Here is a 21,167-nt window from a genome sequence, read left to right as displayed (position 1 = left end):
GAGTTTTGTGAGCACTCTCAGGCGCGGCCGCCGCCCATGCGCATGGCGAGCGGGTCGGCCTCCTCCTTCTTCGGCACCTTCACCAGGGCCTCGCCGTCGAGCACCACTTCGTCGCCGACGGAGCAGGTGCAGGCGAGCCGGGCGCGGCGGCGCTCGGGAATCAGCTCGGCTACCTCGACCTTCACCTCGACGACGTCGCCGATGCGCACGGGCGCGCGGAAGTTCAGGGTCTGCGAGATGTAGACCGCGCCCGGCCCCGGCAGGCGGGTGCCGAGCACCGCCGAGATCAGGCCGGCGGTGTAGAGGCCGTGGGCGATGCGGGTGCCGAAGGGCGTGCGCGCGGCGAAGTGCTCGGAGAGGTGGATCGGGTTGCGGTCGCCGGTGATCTCGGCGAAGCCCACCACGTCGGAGGAGGAGATCTCCTTGCGGAGGATCTCGGTGAGTCCGACTTCGAGATCCTCGAAATAGAGCACGCGCAGTTCGGGCAACATTCTCAAGGCCTCCCGGTCCGGAAAGCCGCTCGACGGGCGGCTTGGCTATCCTTTGGCAATCCCTTCGCCTTGCACAGCCGCGCGCGCAAATCCAGACGGACAAAAGGCCGAGCGGGGTTGCGGGGGTAAGGGCTCTTGGAAGGGCTTTCGGAAGTGTTCTCGACAGCGCCCGGCGCTTCGGGCAATCACCGGCGCGCTCCACCTTCGGGAACCCCTCGGTGCCTCGTCTGACGCCCTCGCCGGGCCTGCGCCCGGTCGTCGCCCGCGTGGCGGCGCTGAATCTGAGCTATTTCGGCATCGAGATCGCGGCGGCACTCGCCATCGGCTCGGTGGCATTGATTGCCGACAGCCTCGATTTTCTCGAGGACGCGGCGATCAACCTTCTGATCTTCGCCGGCCTCGGCTGGAGCGTGCGTAACCGGGCGCGGCTCGGCACCCTGCTCGCCGGCATCCTGCTGGTGCCGGGCCTCGCCACGGCCTGGGCGGCCTACGAGAAGTTTGCGGATTTCACCGCACCGGCCCCGGTGCCGCTGACGCTGACCGGCCTCGGCGCGCTGGGGGTCAACCTCGCCTGCGCGCTGATGCTCGCCCGCCACCGCGACGGCCACGGCAGCCTGACGCGGGCCGCCTATCTCTCCGCCCGCAACGACGTCGCCGCCAACGTGGCGATCATCGTCGCCGGCCTCGTCACCGCGGTGACGCTCTCGCCCTGGCCGGATCTCGTGGCGGCGGCCGGCATCGCCGTCCTCAACGCCGATTCCGCCTTCGACGTGCTCAAGGCCGCCCGCCGGGAATGGCGGGCCGCGGCCGAGGAAGCCGCGTCGCAGGCCCGTGCCTGAGCCTTCTTCCCCTTTCCTTCGACCCTGCGGACCCCGTGCTGCGCCTCTTCCCCCTCTCCGACCTGCATCTCGAACGGCGGCGCCCGGAAATGATCCCGCCGCCTTCGTCCCCCTTCGACGTGCTCGTCTGCGCCGGCGACCTGCACGAGGGCCAGCCCGAGGCCGGGCTCGCCACGGTGCGGGCCCTCGCGGGCGGGCGGCCGGTGGTGCTGGTGCCGGGCAACCACGAGCACTACGCCCCGACCGGCGACGGGCGCAGCGCGCCCGAACTCCTCGCCGCGCTCGAGCGCGAGGTCGCCCGGCTGAACGGGCTGGGAGCCCGCATCCACCTGCTCCAGGGCGGGCAGGCCGTCGTGATCGGCGGTGTGCGGTTCGTCGGCACGACCTTGTGGAGCGACTGGTCGCTCGCCGGGCGCTGGCTCACCGAGGACACGCCCGACCGGCCGGACGATCCGGTCGCCTTCGCCGCCGCGCGGATGACCGACCCGGTCACCGGCTCGCGAGAGTACCGCGGCTCGATCCGCCGCGCCGACGGTGCGCCCTGGTCGCCCGCGGACGCGATGGAGGCGCATGCCCGAGAGAAGGCGGCGCTGCTCGAAGCCCTGGCCCGGCCGCACGAGGGCCCGACGGTCGCGGTCACGCACCATCCTGCGAGCCCGCGCGCCGCGGACGCGTTCCGCAACGCGCCCGGCGTGCCTTGGTGGGTGCCAGCCTTCTACGCCACCACCGTCCTCGACGATCTCCCCGACGCGGACCGCCCCGATCTCTGGATCTCGGGCCACTTCCATGCCGGGCACGACATGCGGATCGGACGCACCCGCTGGCTCGCCAACCCCGTGGAAGGAAAGACGTTTCGCAGCGACCTTATCGTCGAGCTGGGATGACGCGCCCGATCGGCGCAACCCGATGACGACATCGCGCGTAAGCTCCCGGCCGCCGCCGAGCAGGCAAAACCGACAAGAAAACCCGGGAGATTCGCCATGAACGCCTTCATCGCCGTCGTGCTCGTCTGCGCCAACGCCATCCCGCAGCCGGATTGCACCGACGAGCGGGCGAGCGAGGTGCGCAAGGTGCGCGTCGCGAATGAACTCGGCTGCACCAGCGGCTGGCAGGAGATCATCGCCCGCACCGATCTGCGCGACGAGGTCGGCAAGACGAGCTACCTCAAGACCGAGTGCCGCCGGGTGAAGCAACGCGAATAGCGCGGACCGTTGCCCGTCCGGCGTCGCCACCGCGCCGGAATCTGCTATTCAGGCGCGGCCGAGTCCTGAATTCCGCGTGAGCGGGTGGGTCCGGCACAGATTTTCGCCGATCGTCGAGAGACTGATGCGCCTGAAGTCCGGACTCGCTGCCCTGCCTTGGCCCGCCCTGGGCCTGCTGGCCGCCCTGTCCGTCGCCGGACCGGCCCTCGCCGCCGCGCCACCGGCCCAGCCGACGGAGGGACCGGGGGGCGTCGGTGACAAGGCCGCCACGATCACCAAGCGCGCGGTCGGCAAGGCCAGTTCGGCAACGTACGCCTTCTACAAGGCGGGTCCGGCGCCCGAGGGCGGACGGCCGGTGGCGGTGTTCCTGCACGCCTGGGGCGCGCCGAACCCGCAGGCCTACGGCGCCTGGATCGACCACCTCGCCCGCCACGGCTGGCTCGTGTTGTTCCCGCGCTTCCAGGAGGTGAACCGCACCCGGCCCTCCGACGCGCCGGCCATCGCCGCACGCCTGCTCAAATCCGCGTTCGCCGAACTGGCGAGCGATGCCGACGCGAAGCCGGATACCGGCCGCCTTGCCCTGATCGGCCATCTGGCCGGCGCGCCGCTCGCCGCCCACCTCGCGGCGGAAGCCGGGCAGGAGGGCCTGCCGGCGCCCAAGCTCGTCTACGTCGTGATGCCCGGCGGCATCGCCCGGGACGCCAAGTCCCGCGGCATCCCGCTCGGCGATCTCGACGGCATGTCGCCCAAGACCCTGCTCGTGACGGTGATCGGCGACCGGGATGCCCGCGCCGCCGACGCCGCCGCCCGCCGCATCCTGCGCGACGCCCATACCGTGCCGCCGGAGCGCAAGCTGTTCGTGCGGGCGCTCTCCGACGATCACGGCTTCCCGGCGCTGACCGCGACGCTGGCCTCGCCCGCTGGGCTCGATACCGCCTACGACAGCGGGGCGATCAAGCTGCCGCCCGATCCGCCGGGCGAGAAGCCGCCGCCCTTCCGCTGGTCGGCCGACATGGCGCTCTCGGGCGAGCAGACGACGCTGGTCTCGCAGATCAACAACGCCCGCGCCGACAGCCTCGATTTCCTCGCCTTCTGGCGCACCTTCGACATGGCGGCGACTGCCGCCTTCGCCGGCAAGGACGCCCAGAGCCTGAAGAACGACCCCGCCTTCAGCGACATGCGCCGCTGGGGCGACGGCTGGCCGGTGAAGCGCCTCGGCGTCGAGACGCCGAAGGTGCCGGCAACGCCGGCCGCCGTGCAGCGCTGAGCACCGCATCCCGTTCGAAACCGCAAAGGATTGTTTGACGCCGATGAAGCTGTTCCACTCGCACAGCTCGCCCTTCGTGCGGAAGGTGATGGTGGTCGCCCACGAACTCGGCCTGGCCGAGCGGCTGGAGTTGCTGCCGAGCGCCGTCCACCCGGTCAAGCGCGACCGCTCGGTGCTGGCGCAGCACCCGCTCGCCCAGGTGCCGACCCTGATCCTCGACGACGGCGAGAGCCTGGCCGACAGCCGGGTGATCTGCGAGTATCTCGACGTGCTGGGCGGCGGGCGCCTGTTTCCGGCCGAGGGGGCCGCACGCTGGCGGGCTCTCAACGAGCAATCCACCGCCGACGGCGTGCTCGATGCCGCCCTGCTGATCCGCTACGAGTTGACCGCGCGGCCGGAATCCGAGCGCTCGGCCGCCTGGATCGAGGGCCAGACCGCCAAGATCGAGAGCGCGCTGGCATGGTTCGAGGAGCATGCCGAAAGCTTGGATGAGCGTGTCGATATCGGCACCATCGCGCTCGCCTGCGCGCTCGGCTACCTCGACCTGCGCTTCTCCGACATCGCCTGGCGCGACGACGCGCCGAAGCTCGCCGCGTGGTTCGCCCGCTTCGGGGAGCGGCCCGCCATGGTGGCCACGCGCCCGCCGGTGGGTTAGCCCATCGGGGGTCTTCCGGCTGGCTCGGCCCTTGCTAAGCTTGGGCTGTCCCATCCGGGAGGCCCGTCATGCCCGATTTCGTCGCCGCCGCACTCGCATCCGCCGTCTTCTGCCTTGCCGTCATCGCGCTCAATGCGCTGACCCGCCTCGCGCTCCAGGCTCATCTGGCACCGGACGGGCTCGCCGAGAACGGGTTTCTGCAATACGGCGGCGCTCTGGTGCTGGCGCGGACGACCTATCGGCGGGCGACGCGGGTGCCGGACCAGCTGCTGGGCGAGTGATCCGCGCCTGCGGGTAAAACTCTTCTAACCAAGCAGCTTACCCTGAAACGTTGCGCTTCTGGATCACTTCGCCGACGCTCGCGATGACGGGGCGGTTGATCCAGGCCGTCATCCTGAGGCGGAGCCGAAACAAGCCGGGAGCACGACGGCGACCGAACATGAAGAAGCCCGTCGCGAGGCGTTCGCGGCGGGCTCCGGTCGATGAAAGCCCCACCCCGCGGGCGAGGCGATCGCTCAGAAGTACGACTTCAGCACGCCGCGGCGGCGCACGTCGAGCGTGGCGCAGTGGAACGAGCCGCCGAACGGGCCGTAGGACAGGAACGGGGCCGGGATCGGATCGAAGCCCCAATCCTTCAGGGCCTTGATCAGGGTCGGCTGGCTCTGATCGACGACGATCTTCTTCTCGTCGATGGCGAGCACGTTGATCGAGGTCCAGGGCGAGCACATCGAGATCTTGCTCATGAAACCCGAGACCGGGTCGGGGCGCGGCGCGATCAGCACGTCCCACTTCTTGAGCACCGCCGGGAGCTTCTCGACGTCGATGTAATCGGGGTTGACCAGCACCTTGCCCGGCGCCAGCGGCATGAACGACGAATCGATGTGCATCGGCTGCGGGCAGCGGCTCTCGATCTCGTGGATGCGGAAGCCCGGGCCGAGATGGCGGCGCAGCCACTCGATGCCCATCAGGTTCGTCACGTTCGAGCGGGTCACGAACAGGTCGCGGCCGCAGCGCACGAAGTCGGCGGCGTCGAAGACCGGCTCGAACTCGTTGACCGTGAACTGCATCGGCTCGCCGGCCTTCAGGTTCGGCACCCGGTAGTCGTAGTTGTAGAGGTCGTCGGTGAGCTGCGGGCGCGGCGCCGAGGTCCAGCGCGCGCCGGCGCGGAAGTATTCCTTGAACAGCGAGCGGTAGGCGTCGCCCTCGAAGTAGCGCGAGCGCCAGCACATCGGGCTCTCGATGATCTCGTCACCGATCACGAGGTACGGGTCGCGCGGGCAGGCGACGCAGAAGCCGCGCGAGGTCCAGCGCGGCGCCTTGAACTTCTTCGAGAAGTCGACCGGATCGGGACGGCGCACCTTCACGCCCTCGCCGGCCAGGATCGAGATGAAGTTGTCCAGCTCCTGCTGAGCCAGCTTCTTCATGAACTTCGGATACTTCCAGCCGGAGGCGAAGCGGTAGAACGGCTGGGCCGCCCGCGGCAGGTTGAAGATCACGGTGAGGTGATGGGTCGGGATCGTGGCGCCGTCGAGCGAACCGACGATCACCTCCTCCAGCGGATCCCACTCGTTCCAGGCCATCACCGGGCTGCGGGTGGCGGGCGAGCGGCCTTCCAACGCGTGGCGGCCCTCGTAGCCCTGCGAAAAACCGTTCGCCGAGGCGTCGTCGATCAGGGCGGAATCCGCCGTGATCTGCGGCTCGCGATCCATTTGAGGCTCCCTAGAAGCGGCATCGCGCGACAATCGTCGCCAGCGTCCACCGCGGGCGCCGCTTTGCTCCCCGGTGTGTCAATCGGGTGATAGACAGGGCTGGGCAAAGCTGCAACCTGCCGGAACGCTTCCCGCCACCGGCTAAGCTTCGATGGTCGCTTCGGGTGGGATTTCGACAACACAAGCCTTGGCGATCACTCGAAAGAGGCTGATGAAGCGTCTCACAACACTGGCATCGATCGTGGGACTAGGCACGGCGCTCGCGCTGTTCCTGTCTTCCGGCGTGTCCGATGTCACGGCCGCCGTCGTCAGCGCGGGCTGGGGAACGCTCGCCGTCGTGCTGGCCCGCTTCGCCGCCGTCGCCTGGGCTGGTTTCGGCTGGCACACGGTGTTCCCCCGCGGCGCCGGGCCGACCCTGCGTGACTGCATCTCGCTGCGCTTCGTGCGCGAGGGCATCAACACGCTGCTGCCGGTGGCGCAGGTCGGGGGCGACTTCATCGGCGCGCGCCTGCTCACCCGCCGCGGCACGCCCGGCGGCATGGCCGGCGCCAGCATGTTCGTCGACCTGATGACCCAGGCGGTCACGCAGCTCGTCTTCACCATCGCCGGCCTCCTCCTGCTGATGCAGATCACCGGTGACGGGCCGCTGGTCCGCACCGTCGCGGGCGGCGTGCTGCTTGCCATCCCGGCGCTCGCCGCCTTCTACGTCGTCCAGCGCCGCAGCGGTCACCGCCTGATCGAGGCGGCGCTCAGCCGCTTCGCTGCCGGCCGCGAGTGGCGGGCGCTCGGCGCGATCGACGTGCTCTACCAAAACCTGCGCCGGCTCTACGGCAACCGCGCCCGCGTCGGCGCGGCGCTGCTGATCCACCTCGTCGGCTGGGTCGTCGGCACCGTCGAGGTGTGGATCGCGCTGAACGCCATGGGCTATTCCATCAGCTTCGTCGATGCCCTGGTGATCGAGAGCCTCGCTCAGGCCGTGCGCGGCGCCGCCTTCGTCGTGCCCGGCGCCATCGGCGCCCAGGAAGGCGGACTGATCGCGCTGGGCGCCCTGTTCGGCATCCCGCCGGAAGCCGCACTTGCTCTGTCTCTGGTCAAGCGCGTCGCCGACCTCGCCGTCGGCCTGCCGAGCCTCGCCCTGTGGAACCTGATGGAGCGCAAGACCGCGGTGTCGACCGAGCCCGCTGGCGCCGACGCCGTCCGCGAGGGACTCGGTGCGATCCGGGCACGGCTCGGCCGCCGCCTCGCGCCCGCTCCCCTGGCTCCCGCCTACGGCTTTCCCGCCGCCCGGAATCCGGCCACCCTCTCCCCCGACAACGAAGCTGGAGCGCTCCAGAAGTGCGCCTGAACCGCCGCACCCTCCTCGCCGCCGCCGCGGTCCTCGCCGCTGCGGGGGCGCCGCAGATCGTCCGTGCCGCCGAGGATCCGGCGGTCGAGCCGATCAAGCGTCTCTACGCCAAGTTCGAAGAGGCTCTGAAGAACGGCGCGGGCGACCTCAAGAGCCGGCTGGCCATCGTCGGGGACACCCTGGCGGCGACCTTCGACACGCCCGCCATGGTGCGCACCGCCGTCGGCCCGAAGTGGAAGACGTTCAAGCCCGAACAGCAGGACGCGCTGACCGAGACCTTCGGCAAGTATTTCGTCACGCTCTACGCCAACCGCCTCTCGCAGGCGGCCGGCGGCAAGTTCGAGGTCAAGCCGCAGAGCGAGGCGCGCGGTCCCAACCGCGTGGTCTTCACCCGCGTCTCGAACAAGGACGGCGACGAGTCGGACGTCGATTACGTCGTCAACGCGAGCAACCGGGTGCAGGACGTGCTGCTCAACGGCAATGTCAGTGAAGTCGCCTCGATGCGGGCGAGCTTCTCCGATCCTCTCAAGGGCGGCGCCGACGGCCTGTTGAAATTTATGCGCGAACGCACCGACGGAATGCTCGCCGCCAAAGTCTCGCCCCGAGAGTAGGGGCTTAGAAGCTAGCCCTCCCGCGGAAGCGCCGACCGATTCGGCGGCAACGCGACCGTCAGGACAAAGGCCCGGAGCCGACCGCGACCCGGTTGGGGCGGCATCCGGGCCTTGACCGATTCAGGCCGCCGCCCGCGGCCCCCGACCCACGACAGCAGCGAGCAACGCCGCGCCATGGACCTGAACGAGCTGCCGGCCTGGATCGCACCCGTGCTTCTGCTGACGGCGCTCGCCGGCTGCGTCTATGCCCTGCTCGCCGCCGTTCTCGTCGGCCGCTTCGCCGCCCAAGCCTCGCCGCCTCTTGCAAAAGACGCGCCGCGGCCGAGCGTGACGATCCTCAAGCCGCTCTGCGGCCTCGAGCCGGACCTGTTCGAGAACCTCGAAACCTTCTGCCGCCAGGATTATGCCGGCCCGCTGCAGGTCGTGTTCGGCGTCCAGAACGCCGCCGACCCGGCGCTCAGTGTGGTGCAACGCCTGCGCGAAGCCCATCCGCGCTTACGGATCGACCTCGTGGTGGATGCGAGCCAGCACGGCTCGAACCGCAAGGTCTCCAACCTCATCAACATGTCGGACAAGATCGCCCACGACGTCGTAGTGCTGGCCGACAGCGACATGTCGGTACGGCCCGACTACCTCGAGCGCGTCGTCGCCGCCCTGTCGCAACCGGGCGTCTCCGGCGTGACCTGCCTCTATCACGGCGTGCCGGGTGACCGCGGCGTCTGCGCCCAACTCGCGGCGCTCGCCATCGACGTGCAGTTCGTGCCCAATGTCATCCTCGGTACCACCTTCGATCTCGCTCGGCCCTGCTTCGGCTCGACCATCGCCATGACGGCGGCCTCGCTCGCCCGCATCGGCGGCTTCCGCGCCTTCAAGGATGATCTCGCCGACGACTACGCCATCGGCGAAGCCCTGCGCATTGAGGGCGGCACCGTGGCGATCCCCGCCCTGACCATCGGGCATGCCTGCGTCGATACCGAACTGTCGGGCCTGTGGCGGCACGAGCTGCGCTGGAACCGCACCATCCGCAACGTCGATCCCAAGGGCTATGCCGGCTCGGTTGTCACCCACGCTTTCCCGCTGGCGCTGCTCGCCGCGCTGATTCCCGGCGCCGGGACCGGTGCGCTGGCGGTGGCCGCCCTGGCGCTCGCCTGCCGCATCGGGCTCTGCCTTCGCATCGAGCGCGCCTTCGGGCTCGCGCCCCACGCCTACTGGCTGTTGCCGATTCGCGACATCCTCTCCTTCGTCAACTTCACCTGGAGCTTCGTCTCGGGTGCGGTGACATGGAAAGGTCACGATTACCGTGTGGTTGCGGACGGTACGCTGATTCCGGAGCACGGCCTCGGTCGCGAGTCGCGCGCCACCTCGGTCTGAACTCCTAAAACCTCACATCAATACTGTCTCGAGCCTTGAGGCCTTGAACCCCATGCGCACGCTTTTCCTGCAGGCCCCCACCTTCGACGGCTTCGACGGCGGCGCCGGCTCCCGCTATCAGGCCAAGCGCGAGATCAAGTCGTTTTGGTACCCGACCTGGCTGGCCCAGCCGGCCGCCCTGGTGCCGAACTCGAAGTTGATCGACGCGCCGCCCCACAACATCAAGCTCGACGAGATCGTGGCCCAGGCCAACGATTTCGACCTCGTCGTGCTCCACACCTCGGTCCCGTCCTTCAAGTCGGACGTGAAGACCGTCGAGGCGCTCAAGGCCGCGAACCCCAAGCTCATCGCCGGCCTGATCGGCGCCAAGGTCGCGGTGGATGCCGCCGGCTCGATGGCGCAGGCGCCGGTGATCGACTTCGTCGCCCGCAATGAGTTCGACTTCACCGTCAAGGAAGTCGCCGACGGCGTGCCGATGTCGGAGATCAAGGGTCTTTCCTATCGTGATGCCAACGGCGTCGTGGTCCACAACGAGGACCGCGAGATCATGACGGACATGGACCAGTTGCCCTTCGTCACGAGCGTGTACAAGCGCGACCTCGAGATGGAGAAGTACTTCATCGGGTACCTCAAGCACCCCTACATCTCGTTCTACTCGGGCCGCGGCTGCAAGAGCCGCTGCACCTTCTGCCTGTGGCCGCAGACCGTCGGTGGGCACACCTACCGCACCCGCTCGGTCGCCCACGTGATCGAAGAGATCAAGTACTGCATGAAGGAGTTCCCGCAGACGAAGGAGTTCTTCTTCGACGACGACACCTTCACCGACAACCTGCCGCGCGCGGAAGAGATCGCCCGCGAGTTGGGTAAGCTCGGCGTCACGTGGTCGTGCAACGCCAAGGCCAACGTGCCGCGCGAGACCCTGAAGGTTCTGAAAGAGAACGGCCTGCGTCTGCTTCTGGTCGGCTATGAGTCCGGCAACCAGAAGATCCTGAACAACATCAAGAAGGGCATGCGCGTCGAGGTGGCCGAGAAGTTCACCAAGGACTGCCACGACCTCGGCATCGCCATCCACGGCACCTTCATCGTCGGCCTGCCCGGCGAGACCAAGGAGACGATCCAGGAGACGATCGCGTTCGCCAAGCGCATCAACCCGCACACGATCCAGGTCTCGCTGGCCGCGCCCTATCCGGGCACCTTCCTCTACAAGCAGGCGGTGGAGAACGGCTGGCTCGACGTCGAGAACGCCGAGCTGGTTGATGAGAACGGCGTGCAGATCGCGCCGCTCCACTATCCGCACCTGTCGCACTCCGAGATCTTCTCGGCGGTCGAGGAGTTCTACCGGAAGTTCTACTTCCGCGCCCCGAAGATCGCCTCGATCGTCAACGAGATGGTCCGCTCGCCCGAGATGATGAAGCGCCGTCTGCGCGAGGGCGTCGAGTTCTGGCACTTCCTGCGGGACCGCAAGGCCGCCGCGTAACGCCGATCAGGGACGTTCAAAACCGGAATGGCCGGGCCTTGGGCCCGGCCATTTCCGTTTCCAGGGCTCCGCCCTGGACCCGCGAGAGGGCTTGCCCTCTCGACACCCGAGAGAGGGGGCAGAGCTTGAAGCGACTGGTCGTCACCGCGGACGATTTCGGCCTCAGCCGCGAGGTCAACGAGGCCGTCGAGCAGGCCCATCGCGAGGGCATCCTCACCGCTGCCAGCCTGATGGTGTCGGCACCCGGTGCGGCCGATGCGGTCTCCCGTGCGCGGCGCACGCCGTCCCTCCGGGTCGGGCTGCACCTCGTCCTGGTCGAGGCTTGGCCGACCCTCCCGCCCGCGGAGCTGCCCGACCTGACGGACGGGCAGGGGCTGATGCGGCGCGACATGGAGCGTCTCGGCCTCGACCTCGCCCTGAAGGCGCCGGCCCGGCGGCAGCTCGCCGCCGAGATCCGGGCGCAGTTCGAGGCGTTCCGCGCGACCGGGCTACCGCTCGATCACGTCAACGCGCACAAGCACTTCCACATCCACCCGCTGATCGCCGGCCTCGTGCTGCGGATCGGCCGCGATTACGGGATGCGGGCGTTGCGGGTGCCGCGCGAGCCGCGCGACCTGCTGCGGCGCGCCGAGCCCGGCTTCCAACCGAAACCCGCCCTCGACACCGCGCCCTGGGCGGCGCTGCTCGCCGTGCGCGCCCGGCAGGCTGGCCTGCTGATCCCGACCCGGACGCTCGGCCTCGCATGGTCGGGCGCGATGACGCCGGAGCGCGTCACCGCCCTGTTGCGCCATCTGCCGGACGGGCTGACCGAACTCTACACCCATCCCGCGACGGCTGGCGGCTTCCCCGGCGAGGCGCCGGGCTATCTCTATGCGGCTGAGCGCGACGCCCTGATCGCACCGCAGGCGCGGGACACCGCCGAGCGCAGCGGCGCCGAGCGGGGCGGCTTTTCGGATTTTCTTGCCTGAGCCGTGTCGCGACGGGACGGCCGGCATCGGTGTGGAGCCGCGGCACGTGAGAGCCCGCATTCCGCCTCTTGAGACACCCCGGACATCATCGAGCGGACCGCCCTCGAGCGCAGCCTCGAGATACGGGCGGGCCGGATCCGGTCAGAGCCACCGTCGAACGCTGATCGAAATCAACGCCGTTCGACGCGCCGGGAGGCATCCTGAGCAGGAAGCCGCGCCCCGAAGATCGACGGCGTCAGGACGCGCCTGCGCGGGCCGGGAGAACCCAGATCCATGAGACGACGCGCCATCCTTGGATCGCTCGGCCTCACGGCGAGCCTGGCCGTTGCGTTGGCGGCTGCGCCCGCCCGATCCGCCGGCCTCGATTGCGGTCCGCCCTCGGCGCCGCAACCGGAGGCCGATACCGTCCTGACTCAGGCGATCCTCTCGCCGCGGCTCGACGAGAAGGCGAGCACGGCCCTCGCGTCGGCGGTCCGGCGTCTCACGAGCGCGGGCGTGCCCCGTGCGGTCATCGTCGACCGCGCCGTCGCCGCCTATTGTCCGCTGGTCGCCCGCGACGGGAGCCTGACGCTCGATCGCCAGCGCGAGGCGGTCCGCCGCTTCGCTTCCACGCTGACGATCCTCGTCTACGATCCTCCCGAACCGAACCAAGGCGAGACCGCATTCATCCTGAGCCTGCCGGTCAGGCCGGCGCTGTCGCTGCAGATCGATGCCGCCGCCGCCAAGGCGGGGAAGACCCGCGACGCCTGGATTCTGGAGGCGATCCAGGCGCGGCTGGCGGGCGACTAAGGCCACCCACCCAACCGAGCTTCTACTTCACCGCCGCGGGCTCACGCGTCACCTCGCCGGCGGGCCGGCCGGCTTCCGTGCCTTCGGGACGGTCGACATCCGGATGCTTCGGCGGCGGCCCGAGGAAGGCGGGCACCACGAAGAACGCCGCGATCAGGGTGAAGAACAGCGACAGCGCGAGCAGCTCGCCCATGCTGGCGGTGCCGGGATGGCTCGACAGGATCAGCGAGCCGAAGGCCGTGCCCGTGGTCATCGCCGAGAAGAAGATCGCCCGCGTCAGGCTGGACGCCAGCATGTCGACGACGCCGGCGCGCCACGCGATGACGTAGTAGATGTGGAAGGCCACGCCGACCGCGAGCATCAGGGGCAGGGCGATGATGTTGGCGAAGTTCAGCGGCATGCCGATGACCTTGAGCGCCATCAGCGTCCACAGGGTTGCCAGCACCAGCGGGCCGAGCGTCATCGCCACGTCCCAGGGTTTGCGCAGGGCCACCGAGAGCAGGATGAAGATCAGCGCGAGCGCAGTCAGGCCCGCCTGCACGAAGGCGCCGAGGATGGTGTAGCTCGATTCCGTGGTCGCGATCGGGGCGCCCGTGGCGTGGGGATCGACCGTCTGCACCTCCTTGGCGAAGCGGCGCAGCACCTCGTCGTCGTTGGAATCGCCCTTCGGGTGAACCTCGATGCGGGCACGCCCGTCGCTCGTCACCCACTCGGCCTTGAGCGGCTTGGGCAGGTTGTCGAGGGTGATCTTCTTCGGATCGAGCAGCCCCGCCAGGCGGCTCATCAGCGTCTTCAGGTCGGTGGTGAGCGCGACGCTGGCCGCCTCGCGCTTCTCCGCCGGGGCGGCGGCCAGCGTGTCGAGTGTGCCAGACAGGCGATCCGCCGCCTTGGCGCCGGCCGAATCGCCGCCCGCGATGGTCTTCAGCGCCGCGGCGGTGTCCTTCAGCGCCTTGACGTTCTCGGCATCCGTCGGCGGCGGCGGCTTGCGCGCCGGGTTGAGCGCCGGGCCGAGGAGTTGCGCCGTCTCCTGGATGGTGGCGAGCTTCTGATCCTGGTCGCGCGGCACGAAGGTATCGATCGAGATCACCTTGGCGACCGCGTCGAGCCCCTCCAGGCGCTTGGTCAGTTCAGGCACCGCATCGACGTTCGGGGCCAGCACGTCGATCGAGTTGGGGCTGGTCGCCGGATCCTTGATCAGGTCGAGATAGGTCGCGATCGATTCCACCTTCGGGCTGCGAAGGTGCATCGGGTTGGAATCGAACGGCAGCTTCAGGAGCAGCGGGATGCCGGCGACGGTGATGAGGCCGACGAAGATCAGCACCCACTTGCGGTGCTCGATGATCCAGTGATCGACCCCCGCCATCCACGTCGTCTCGACCGCCCGCTTCTCGCCGCGCGGGTTGAGCACCGCGATGAGGGCCGGGAGCAGCGTCAGCGAGAACAAATAGGCCACGATCATGCCGACGCCGGCGATGAGGCCGAGTTCGGACACGCCGCGGAACTTCGTGGGCAGGAAGGCGAAGAAGCCGGCGAGCAGCGAGATCGCCGCAAGCGTCAGCGACCAGCCGACGCCCCGCGCCGCGCCGCGAAGCGCGGAATCGACGTCACCGAGTTCGTAGCGGTCGGCCCGGTAGCGCACGGCGAACTGGATACCGAAATCGATGCCGAGGCCGACGAACAGGGCAGCGAAGGCCACCGAGATCGGGTTCAGCTCACCCACCATGAGGAGGCCCAGAGCCGCCGTGACGACGAGGCCCGAGAAGGTGGTGATCAGGACCGCGACGACGAGCGGGCCGGAGCGCAGGGCCAGCCACAGGAATAGGACGATGGCCGCCGTCGTCAGCGAGTAGTTCAGGAAGGCGTCGTCGGCGAGGGTGGCGAACTCGTCGTCGGCCACGGCCACCGGGCCGGTCAGGCGGATGCGCAGGCCGTGGGCCGCGTCGATGTTCTGCTCGGCGGCCACGCGCCGGATCAGCTTGGTCGCCTCGCGGCCCGGCTCCAGCGCGTTGTAGTCGAGCACCGGCTGGATCATCACGAACTTGCGCTTGTCCGTGGTCTCGCTGCGCCCGCCCGCGAGCAGGGTCTGCCACGACATGCGGGCGCGCTGCCCGTCGAGAGCCTTGCGCAGCGTCTCGTCGATCTGCGTCATTGGCTGGGCGAGGTCTTCGAGCTTGGCGTCGCCGCTCTTCACGCCCTTCACGCCGAGGCTGAGCACGCGCATCACGCCGCGCAGCGACGGGTCGGCGGCCAGCGGCCCGAGAAGGCCCTGCTGCTCGATCAGGCGCTGGGTCGTCTGCTCCAGCTCCTCCTGCGACATCAGCAGGAGGCCGTTGCGATCGAAGAACGGGCCGCCATCGGGCCGGTAGACGGTCTCGATCTCGGAGCGGTGCGATTTCAAGGCCTCGGCGAAGCGCGCGGCCCCCTCCTCGGCGATCTCCGGCGTCTCGCCGTCGATGACGGCAGCCACGAGGTTCGTGCGCTGCGGGAACGCCTTCTCGAAGGCGATCTCGTCCTGGCGCCACGGGACGCTCGGCTCGATCAGCCGCTCGACATCGGTGTTGATGCGGAACAGGTGGGCGGCGGCGCCCGCGCCCGCCACCGTGAGGAGCGCCGCGGCCACCAGTACCAGCCAGCGGCGCCTGACGGAAAACGCGACGAGACGTTCGATCACGTAAAACCCTGCCTGCCTAACGATCCGGCCTGTCCCCGCGTGACGACGGGCCGGGACATTCGAAGTCCCGTCCTCCCCGCGACACAGAACGCGGCGTCCTCAAGCAGGCGGCGACGCGCCGAATCGATCCTCGTCATGGCCCGCGGGACGTGACCCTCGCGAGCGAGAAATCCGGATGGGGACCACCGGCCGGCAGCCCCTCGTCCAGCGGACACGAAAGACGCGAGGAGACGCGAACGGACTCCACTCCGATCATCCGTGTCGTTGGCGCGCTACCTACTTGCCCCGGCGGGGGAATGCAACGCGCCCCGGCAAACCGGCCCGCTCCTGTGGGGTGGGTGCGATTGCGCACTGCACCCGGATTGCGCAGGATTATCGCTTCGCACAAGCGTTCCGGCTGATGTCGACACAACGTCGACCCGATGCGACGCCGTGACGATCCGCTCGGGTCGGGCAGGGATGGGCCGCGGGAACCGGCACGAGGCATGCACGAGAAATCGTGAACTCGTTCGGTCCTATGCAGTTTGCCTGTGCAGTTTGGCATGCGCGCGAAAAGGTCAAAAATCCGCCGCAGAAGGCGGAAATCAGAAGGTTATTCCGCTCCGGATCGCACGGCCGCGGGCTTCATCTCCGAAGCCGGCGGACGGCCGCGAAACCGGCAGGCCACACTCCCTCGAAATCGCGCCTGACAAGCGCCCTTTGGGAACAGTTCCAGCCTAATGCGCTGGAATTCCTGTCCTTCTCACGCTAAGCAGCCCGGCTAAGTCCGGAACCACAGCATCTAAGGAGCCGCGTCTTGGGAATCCCCATACGGTACGTCGCGAAGATCGGCGGCTACATCCTCAAGCAGCACATCACGGGGCGGAAGCGCTACCCGCTCGTCATGATGATGGAGCCGCTGTTCCGCTGCAATCTCGCCTGTGCCGGTTGCGGGAAGATCGATTACCCCGACGAGATCCTGAACAAGCGCCTGCCGGTGGACGAGGCGCTGGAATCGGTGCGCGAGTGCGGCGCCCCCGTGGTCGTGATCGCCGGCGGTGAGCCTCTCCTCCACAAGGATCTGCCGCAGATCGTGCAGGGCATCATCGCGCAGAAGAAGTTCGCGATCGTCTGCACCAACGCGCTGCTGCTTGAGAAGAAGATCAAGGAGTACAAGCCGAGCCCGTACTTCACGTGGTCGATCCATCTCGACGGCGACAAGGAGATGCACGACCAGTCGGTGTGCCAGCGCGGCGTCTACGACAAGGCGGTGGCGGCCATCGCCAAGGCCAAGGAGATGGGCTTCCGGGTCACCATCAACTGCACCTTCTTCAACAACTCGTCCGCCGACAAGATCGCCGACTTCTTCGATTCGGTGACCCGCATGGGCATCGACGGCATCACCGTCTCGCCGGGCTACGCCTACGAGCGCGCGCCGGACCAGAAGCACTTCCTCAACCGCAAGGCGACCAAGGACCTGTTCCGCGGCGTGTTCCGGCACGGCAAGGAGAAGGGCCGCGAGAAGTGGACCTTCCAGCAGTCGGGCCTGTTCCTCGACTTCCTGGCCGGCAACCAGTCCTACCACTGCACCCCGTGGGGCAACCCGACCCGCACCGTGTTCGGCTGGCAGAAGCCCTGCTACCTGCTCGGTGAAGGCTACGCGGCGACCTTCAAGGAGTTGATGGAGGAGACCGACTGGGACGCCTACGGCACCGGCAACTACGAGAAGTGCGCCGATTGCATGGTCCACTCGGGCTACGAGGCCTCCTCGGTGGTCGATTCGGTCAAGAAGCCGTGGAAGCCGCTGGTGCACGCGATCCGCGGCATCAAGACCGAAGGCGACATGGCGCCGGAGATCTCTCTCGAGAACCAGCGCCCGGCCGAGTTCGTGTTCTCGCGCAACGTCGCCCAGAAGCTCTCCGAGATCAAAGCCTCGGGCGTCGATACCAAGCAGGAAGCCCGCAAGCGCACCGCTGCCTGAGCCCAGCTTTCCAACGCATGCAAGAAGACCCGCGCGGTACCGGCCGCGCGGGTCTTCTCGTTTCCGGATTCTCGCTCGGCGACGAGGCGGCCGTTCACGCCACTCCGAGATCGGGTCCGAGCCGGGTGCGGCAGCGGGCGAGCGACGCGAAGGCCGCCGAGGAATCGCGGCCGAGCCGGATCAGCTCGCTGATCCGGGCGCGGCCCCGCAGGAGCGCGCCGAGCACGGCCCGAATGTCGGGCTCGCCCTCCGGCGTGAGGGCCGTGGCCGCGAAGGCGGGCAGGGCGCGCTCGGCCGGGTCGCAGACGACCCGAAGCGCCGCGAAGGGGAGGGCGTGGCGGGCCGCATAGGCGGCGGCCACGTGCGACTCCATATCGACCGCCAGGGCGCCGGTACGCGCGTGCAAGCTCGCCTTGTCGGCAATCGTCATGACCGCGACGTCGGAGCCTGCGAGGCCGCCGGCGACGACGCGGCCCGGCAGCCCGTGCAAGGCTTCGAACAGGCGGCGGCCGATCGCGGGATCGGCCGGAAACCGCGTCTGCGCATCGAGATGCGTGGCGACGATGACGTCACCCGGCCTCAGGGCAGGATCGAGGCCGCCGGCGATCCCGAAGCTGACGACCGCGCGCAGGCCGTGCGAGGGACGCTCGTCGAGCGCCCGCCTCAGGCGCGCGGGATTGCCGCCGGCCTGGATCGTCTCGACGCCGGAGCCCGCGGCGATGCGGGCCTCGCGGGCAAGACCCATCACCGCCAGAACCGTACCGGGTGCCATCCCCGCGCCCTCGCGAACCGCGACGCCGGATCAGCGGGTGACGGTGTAGAGCGAGGCGCCGGCTGAGACCGGCGCCGTCACGGTCGAGAATACGCTCAGCACCTTGCCCAGCTCCGCGAACGGTGCGCTCGACACATAGACGAGGTCGCGGTTGCGCATGCGGAAGCTCTGGGCCAGGAACAGGCCTTGCGGATCGCGCAGGTTCACCCGGTACACCACCGGCACCTGCGGCGAGGCCAGAAGCGGCGAGTTCGGCCGCAGCCGGCGTACCACCGCCGCCGGCTCGTAGCGGAAGATGAACACGCCTGCCGGATCGGCCTGGGTCTCGCGCAGGCCCGACGCGCGGGCCAGCGCCTGCGACAGCGTCAGACCGTCGGCGGAGAACGGCACCTCGGTGGTGGCGCCGAGCGCGCCCACAGACAGGAAGGTCTGCGGATCGCGCACTAGCGTCAGCGTATCGTTCGGCCGCACGAAGATGTTCTCGCGCGGGTTGGCGACGACCGTGCTCATCGGAACGGTGACGGTGCGGTTGCCGCGCGACAGTCGCACGAAGGTCTCGGCCACGGGCGTGCGCACGCCGCCGGCCTGGGCGATGACGTCGAGCAGCCGGTCGCCGCGACCCGAGAGCGGCACGCGCATGCCCATCGCGCCCTCGCCGGTGACGGTCGCCGATTGCGAGATCGGCTTGGTGACCGAGACGAGCACCTGCGGCTGGATCGCCTTGCCGGCGAGCTCGGTCTCGATCAGCGCCTGGACGTCCTGGGTGCGGCGTCCGACGACCTTGATGCGGCCGGCATAGGGAACGGTGATGCCGCCGTCGGGCCCGACCACCTGCTCGGGGATCATGGCCGACTTCGAGCCGGCGGAGAAGCGGTCGGCGACCAGCGGACCGGAGAACAAGCCGCCGGAGCCCGCCTCCCAGACCTGGACCGCCACATAGTCGCCGACGCCGATCACGGGCTCAAGGGCCGGCCGGTTGTCTCCGAAGGTGACGAGGAGGCTGTCGAGGGGGCGGGTGCGCAGGGATTCGACGAGGGCAGGAGTAACGTCGATGATCTCGTAGCGGGCGAACAGGCCTTCCGCGGTGGCGATGTCGGCGCCACTCTCGATTGCCGAGGTGGTCGGCCCCGCCGCCGGCAGGATCGAGCACCCCGACACCGCCGTGGCGGCGAGGAGGGCAAGGGCTAGAGCGCGCATTCAGGTCGCCTGACGGTTTCTCTCATCGGGTGGGTAGCCGAAAGTGGCCAAGCTGTCCGTGGCGAGGCCGCCACACCGGACGCGGGAGCAGGGAATGCGTCGGCCTGTCCCCGATGCCCACACTTCTCCCGCGCGCTCCGGATGGCGGCTCCCGCCTCTCCGAGAACGAGACGGGCGCGTGAGGATGGTCCTGCCGACAAGATCCACTAACTGTCCGCGTCCAGCCAAGCCGGCGCCGACCGGCGCGTGTCCGTGTCGCGCCCCCCCCGGACACGCGCCGCAACCGTTCTTCCAAGAAGCCGGGCAGGGAGCCGGATGACCGATCCTCGACCCACCGCCCCGACCGTTCTCGTCGTGATGGGCGTCTCCGGCTCCGGCAAGAGCACGGTGGCCGCGCTGCTGGCCGAGAGGCTCGGCTGGACCTTCGCCGACGGCGACGATTTCCACACACCCGACAGCATCGCCCGCATGCGGGATGGGCACCCCCTCGACGACGCGGCGCGCCAACCCTGGCTCGGCCGCATCCGCGCCTGGATCGACGCCCGACTCGCGGCCGGAGAGAGTGCGGTCGTCGCCTGTTCGGCCCTGAAACGCGCCTATCGCCGGACCCTGATCGGTGCCTCCCCCCGCATCCGCCTCGTCTTCCTGGAGGGGAGCCGGGAGCTCATCCAAGATCGGATTCGGGCGCGTCACGGCCATTTCATGCCGGCCACGCTCCTCGATAGCCAGTTCGCTGCCCTCGAACCGCCGGGACCGGACGAAGACCCGATCACCGTCGGCATCGAGGAGGGCCCCGACGCCATCGTCGCGGCGGTTGCCACGCGGCTCGGCATCCCGGCCGGCGACATCTGCGGATAGGTATGAACAGAATGGACATCGCCCTCGTCGTCTCCGACGTCGACGGAACGCTCGTCACCGACGACAAGCGGCTCACGCGGGCCACGATCGATGCGGCGCGGCGGCTCGGCGCGGCGGGGATCGGCTTCACGCTCGCCTCCAGCCGACCGCCGGTCGGCCTGCGCTCACTCGCCGAAAGTCTCGACCTGCGCCTGCCGATGGGCGCCTTCAACGGCAGCACCGTCTGCGCGCCCGATCTCCGGCCGATCTCGGAGCGGCTGATCCCCGAGGCGGTCGCCCGCGAGGCGGCCGCGCGCCTCGACGCAGCCGGGATCGACATGTGGGTCTTCGCCGACGGCGCCTGGAACCTGCGCGACGCGCAGGCACCCTATACCGACCTCGAGCGCCGCACCCTGCAAACCGATCCGACGGTGATGCCGGACCTGTCGCCCCTCCTCGGGCGAGCGGCCAAGATCGTCGGCGTGAGCCGCGACCATTCCGGCCTTGCGCGGCTGGAGGCGACGCTCGCGGCGGAGCTGGACGGGCGGGCGGCCGTACATTGCTCGCAGCCCTACTACCTCGACGTGACGCCGCCCGGCATCGACAAGGGCAGCTTCGTCGCCGATCTCGGGCGGCAGCTCGGCCTTCCGCGGCAGCGAATCGCCACGCTGGGCGACGCGGCCAACGACATCGCCCTGTTCCGCGAGAGCGGATTGTCGATCGCCATGGGCAACGCCGCCGCCACCGTGCAGCGGGCGGCTTCCGCGGTGACCTTGGGCAACAACGAGGACGGATTTGCCCGCGCGATCAACCGATTCGTGTTCGGGGACACCTGAGGCCCGTGCCTCCGGCCGCGGCGGGCGGCTGTGCCTCTTCTGCGACAGGGTCGGGGCCGCGCGCCCCGGCATCCGCAGGGATTTGCGCGGGCTCCACGTTCCCGCCTCATTTGACCCCGACCCAGGTGAGACAAACTGAGCCGTAACGAGTGACCCTCGCGAGGCTCCCG

General features: G+C 69.3%; 20 protein-coding genes. 15 read left to right on the top strand and 5 right to left on the bottom strand.

What is annotated here, in order from left to right; all coding sequences use genetic code 11:
- Positions 1-17: 17 nt before the first annotated feature.
- Positions 18-491, bottom strand: coding sequence for a 3-hydroxybutyryl-CoA dehydratase (gene croR / locus MFF24_RS18640; RefSeq protein WP_056203233.1), 474 nt, complete (start codon positions 489-491; stop codon positions 18-20).
- Positions 492-709: 218 nt separating this feature from the next.
- On the opposite strand from croR, the gene MFF24_RS18635 reads away from it, so the two are divergent.
- From MFF24_RS18635 to MFF24_RS18610, 6 genes are all read left to right on the top strand, one after another.
- Complete coding sequence (locus MFF24_RS18635) at positions 710-1,330, top strand: cation efflux transmembrane domain-containing protein (protein WP_238226310.1); 621 nt, start codon at positions 710-712, stop codon at positions 1,328-1,330.
- A 35-nt stretch (positions 1,331-1,365) separates the two neighbouring features.
- Positions 1,366-2,214 carry a metallophosphoesterase gene (locus MFF24_RS18630; RefSeq protein WP_238226307.1) on the top strand — a complete coding sequence of 283 codons (849 nt, stop codon included), beginning with the start codon at positions 1,366-1,368 and terminating at the stop codon, positions 2,212-2,214.
- A gap of 96 nt (positions 2,215-2,310) precedes the next feature.
- Positions 2,311-2,532 carry a hypothetical protein gene (locus MFF24_RS18625; protein WP_108941230.1) on the top strand — a complete coding sequence of 74 codons (222 nt, stop codon included), beginning with the start codon at positions 2,311-2,313 and terminating at the stop codon, positions 2,530-2,532.
- 124 nt (positions 2,533-2,656) lie between these two features.
- Positions 2,657-3,799, top strand: a complete 1,143-nt coding sequence (locus MFF24_RS18620) for a dienelactone hydrolase family protein (RefSeq protein WP_238226305.1) — start codon at positions 2,657-2,659, stop codon at positions 3,797-3,799.
- Positions 3,800-3,842: 43 nt separating this feature from the next.
- Positions 3,843-4,454, top strand: coding sequence for a glutathione S-transferase (locus MFF24_RS18615; RefSeq protein ID WP_238226303.1), 612 nt, complete (start codon positions 3,843-3,845; stop codon positions 4,452-4,454).
- Between the two features lie 68 nt (positions 4,455-4,522).
- On the top strand, positions 4,523-4,735 hold the full coding sequence (locus tag MFF24_RS18610) for a hypothetical protein (protein ID WP_238226301.1): 213 nt from the start codon (positions 4,523-4,525) through the stop codon (positions 4,733-4,735).
- Positions 4,736-4,969: 234 nt separating this feature from the next.
- Here the strand turns inward: MFF24_RS18610 and MFF24_RS18605 are convergent, their stop codons facing one another.
- Positions 4,970-6,163 carry an amidinotransferase gene (locus MFF24_RS18605; protein ID WP_108941234.1) on the bottom strand — a complete coding sequence of 398 codons (1,194 nt, stop codon included), beginning with the start codon at positions 6,161-6,163 and terminating at the stop codon, positions 4,970-4,972.
- Positions 6,164-6,374: 211 nt separating this feature from the next.
- On the opposite strand from MFF24_RS18605, the gene MFF24_RS18600 reads away from it, so the two are divergent.
- The 6 genes from MFF24_RS18600 to MFF24_RS18575 all read left to right on the top strand — a co-directional run bounded on the left by MFF24_RS18600 (position 6,375) and on the right by MFF24_RS18575 (position 12,724).
- Positions 6,375-7,508 (top strand): HpnL family protein, encoded by a 1,134-nt coding sequence (locus MFF24_RS18600; protein WP_238226298.1) that lies wholly within the window; start codon positions 6,375-6,377, stop codon positions 7,506-7,508.
- On the top strand, positions 7,499-8,119 hold the full coding sequence (locus MFF24_RS18595) for an MlaC/ttg2D family ABC transporter substrate-binding protein (protein WP_238226296.1): 621 nt from the start codon (positions 7,499-7,501) through the stop codon (positions 8,117-8,119). The genes MFF24_RS18600 and MFF24_RS18595 overlap by 10 nt, the downstream gene beginning before the upstream one ends.
- Before the next feature lie 174 nt (positions 8,120-8,293).
- Positions 8,294-9,490, top strand: a complete 1,197-nt coding sequence (hpnI, locus tag MFF24_RS18590; protein WP_238226294.1) for a bacteriohopanetetrol glucosamine biosynthesis glycosyltransferase HpnI — start codon at positions 8,294-8,296, stop codon at positions 9,488-9,490.
- 52 nt (positions 9,491-9,542) lie between these two features.
- A complete protein-coding gene (hpnJ, locus tag MFF24_RS18585) occupies positions 9,543-10,967 on the top strand; it encodes a hopanoid biosynthesis associated radical SAM protein HpnJ (protein WP_108941238.1) in 1,425 nt (474 codons plus the stop codon).
- 125 nt (positions 10,968-11,092) lie between these two features.
- Positions 11,093-11,935, top strand: a complete 843-nt coding sequence (gene hpnK / locus MFF24_RS18580; protein ID WP_238226292.1) for a hopanoid biosynthesis-associated protein HpnK — start codon at positions 11,093-11,095, stop codon at positions 11,933-11,935.
- 273 nt (positions 11,936-12,208) lie between these two features.
- Positions 12,209-12,724 carry a hypothetical protein gene (locus MFF24_RS18575; RefSeq protein ID WP_238226290.1) on the top strand — a complete coding sequence of 172 codons (516 nt, stop codon included), beginning with the start codon at positions 12,209-12,211 and terminating at the stop codon, positions 12,722-12,724.
- A gap of 22 nt (positions 12,725-12,746) precedes the next feature.
- Here the strand turns inward: MFF24_RS18575 and hpnN are convergent, their stop codons facing one another.
- Positions 12,747-15,395: a hopanoid transporter HpnN gene (hpnN, locus tag MFF24_RS18570; RefSeq protein WP_238226288.1), complete on the bottom strand. Its 2,649-nt coding sequence runs from the start codon at positions 15,393-15,395 to the stop codon at positions 12,747-12,749.
- Between the two features lie 796 nt (positions 15,396-16,191).
- Between hpnN and hpnH the strand changes: the two genes are divergently transcribed.
- Positions 16,192-17,355 (top strand): adenosyl-hopene transferase HpnH, encoded by a 1,164-nt coding sequence (gene hpnH / locus MFF24_RS18565; protein ID WP_108941242.1) that lies wholly within the window; start codon positions 16,192-16,194, stop codon positions 17,353-17,355.
- A gap of 94 nt (positions 17,356-17,449) precedes the next feature.
- Here hpnH and MFF24_RS18560 read toward each other — a convergent pair whose 3' ends face one another.
- A complete protein-coding gene (locus MFF24_RS18560; RefSeq protein ID WP_238226286.1) occupies positions 17,450-18,127 on the bottom strand; it encodes a phosphorylase in 678 nt (225 codons plus the stop codon).
- Positions 18,128-18,157: 30 nt separating this feature from the next.
- On the bottom strand, positions 18,158-19,324 hold the full coding sequence (locus MFF24_RS18555) for a polysaccharide biosynthesis/export family protein (RefSeq protein WP_238226284.1): 1,167 nt from the start codon (positions 19,322-19,324) through the stop codon (positions 18,158-18,160).
- Between the two features lie 315 nt (positions 19,325-19,639).
- Here MFF24_RS18555 and MFF24_RS18550 point away from each other — a divergent pair, with 315 nt between their 5' ends.
- Together MFF24_RS18550 and MFF24_RS18545 are read left to right on the top strand one after the other, a co-directional pair.
- Positions 19,640-20,182, top strand: a complete 543-nt coding sequence (locus tag MFF24_RS18550; protein WP_238226282.1) for a gluconokinase — start codon at positions 19,640-19,642, stop codon at positions 20,180-20,182.
- Between the two features lie 11 nt (positions 20,183-20,193).
- Positions 20,194-20,997, top strand: a complete 804-nt coding sequence (locus tag MFF24_RS18545; protein WP_238226279.1) for a Cof-type HAD-IIB family hydrolase — start codon at positions 20,194-20,196, stop codon at positions 20,995-20,997.
- Positions 20,998-21,167 lie beyond the last annotated feature (170 nt).

This window comes from Methylorubrum aminovorans, from assembly GCF_022179725.1.
In the GTDB taxonomy this organism is placed as follows: domain Bacteria; phylum Pseudomonadota; class Alphaproteobacteria; order Rhizobiales; family Beijerinckiaceae; genus Methylobacterium; species Methylobacterium aminovorans.
Note: the sequence above shows the minus strand (reverse complement) of the source record. Positions and strands in the feature narration are given on the sequence as shown.

What these genes read in the sequence shown, in the direction of transcription:
- croR (WP_056203233.1), bottom strand. Translation starts at nt 491, where the DNA reads ATGTTGCCCGAACTGCGCGTGCTCTATTTCGAGGATCTCGAAGTCGGA.
- MFF24_RS18625 (WP_108941230.1), top strand. Translation starts at nt 2,311, where the DNA reads ATGAACGCCTTCATCGCCGTCGTGCTCGTCTGCGCCAACGCCATCCCG.
- MFF24_RS18620 (WP_238226305.1), top strand. Translation starts at nt 2,657, where the DNA reads ATGCGCCTGAAGTCCGGACTCGCTGCCCTGCCTTGGCCCGCCCTGGGC.
- MFF24_RS18615 (WP_238226303.1), top strand. Translation starts at nt 3,843, where the DNA reads ATGAAGCTGTTCCACTCGCACAGCTCGCCCTTCGTGCGGAAGGTGATG.
- MFF24_RS18610 (WP_238226301.1), top strand. Translation starts at nt 4,523, where the DNA reads ATGCCCGATTTCGTCGCCGCCGCACTCGCATCCGCCGTCTTCTGCCTT.
- MFF24_RS18605 (WP_108941234.1), bottom strand. Translation starts at nt 6,163, where the DNA reads ATGGATCGCGAGCCGCAGATCACGGCGGATTCCGCCCTGATCGACGAC.
- MFF24_RS18600 (WP_238226298.1), top strand. Translation starts at nt 6,375, where the DNA reads ATGAAGCGTCTCACAACACTGGCATCGATCGTGGGACTAGGCACGGCG.
- hpnI (WP_238226294.1), top strand. Translation starts at nt 8,294, where the DNA reads ATGGACCTGAACGAGCTGCCGGCCTGGATCGCACCCGTGCTTCTGCTG.
- hpnJ (WP_108941238.1), top strand. Translation starts at nt 9,543, where the DNA reads ATGCGCACGCTTTTCCTGCAGGCCCCCACCTTCGACGGCTTCGACGGC.
- MFF24_RS18575 (WP_238226290.1), top strand. Translation starts at nt 12,209, where the DNA reads ATGAGACGACGCGCCATCCTTGGATCGCTCGGCCTCACGGCGAGCCTG.
- MFF24_RS18560 (WP_238226286.1), bottom strand. Translation starts at nt 18,127, where the DNA reads ATGGCACCCGGTACGGTTCTGGCGGTGATGGGTCTTGCCCGCGAGGCC.
- MFF24_RS18555 (WP_238226284.1), bottom strand. Translation starts at nt 19,324, where the DNA reads ATGCGCGCTCTAGCCCTTGCCCTCCTCGCCGCCACGGCGGTGTCGGGG.
- MFF24_RS18550 (WP_238226282.1), top strand. Translation starts at nt 19,640, where the DNA reads ATGACCGATCCTCGACCCACCGCCCCGACCGTTCTCGTCGTGATGGGC.
- MFF24_RS18545 (WP_238226279.1), top strand. Translation starts at nt 20,194, where the DNA reads ATGGACATCGCCCTCGTCGTCTCCGACGTCGACGGAACGCTCGTCACC.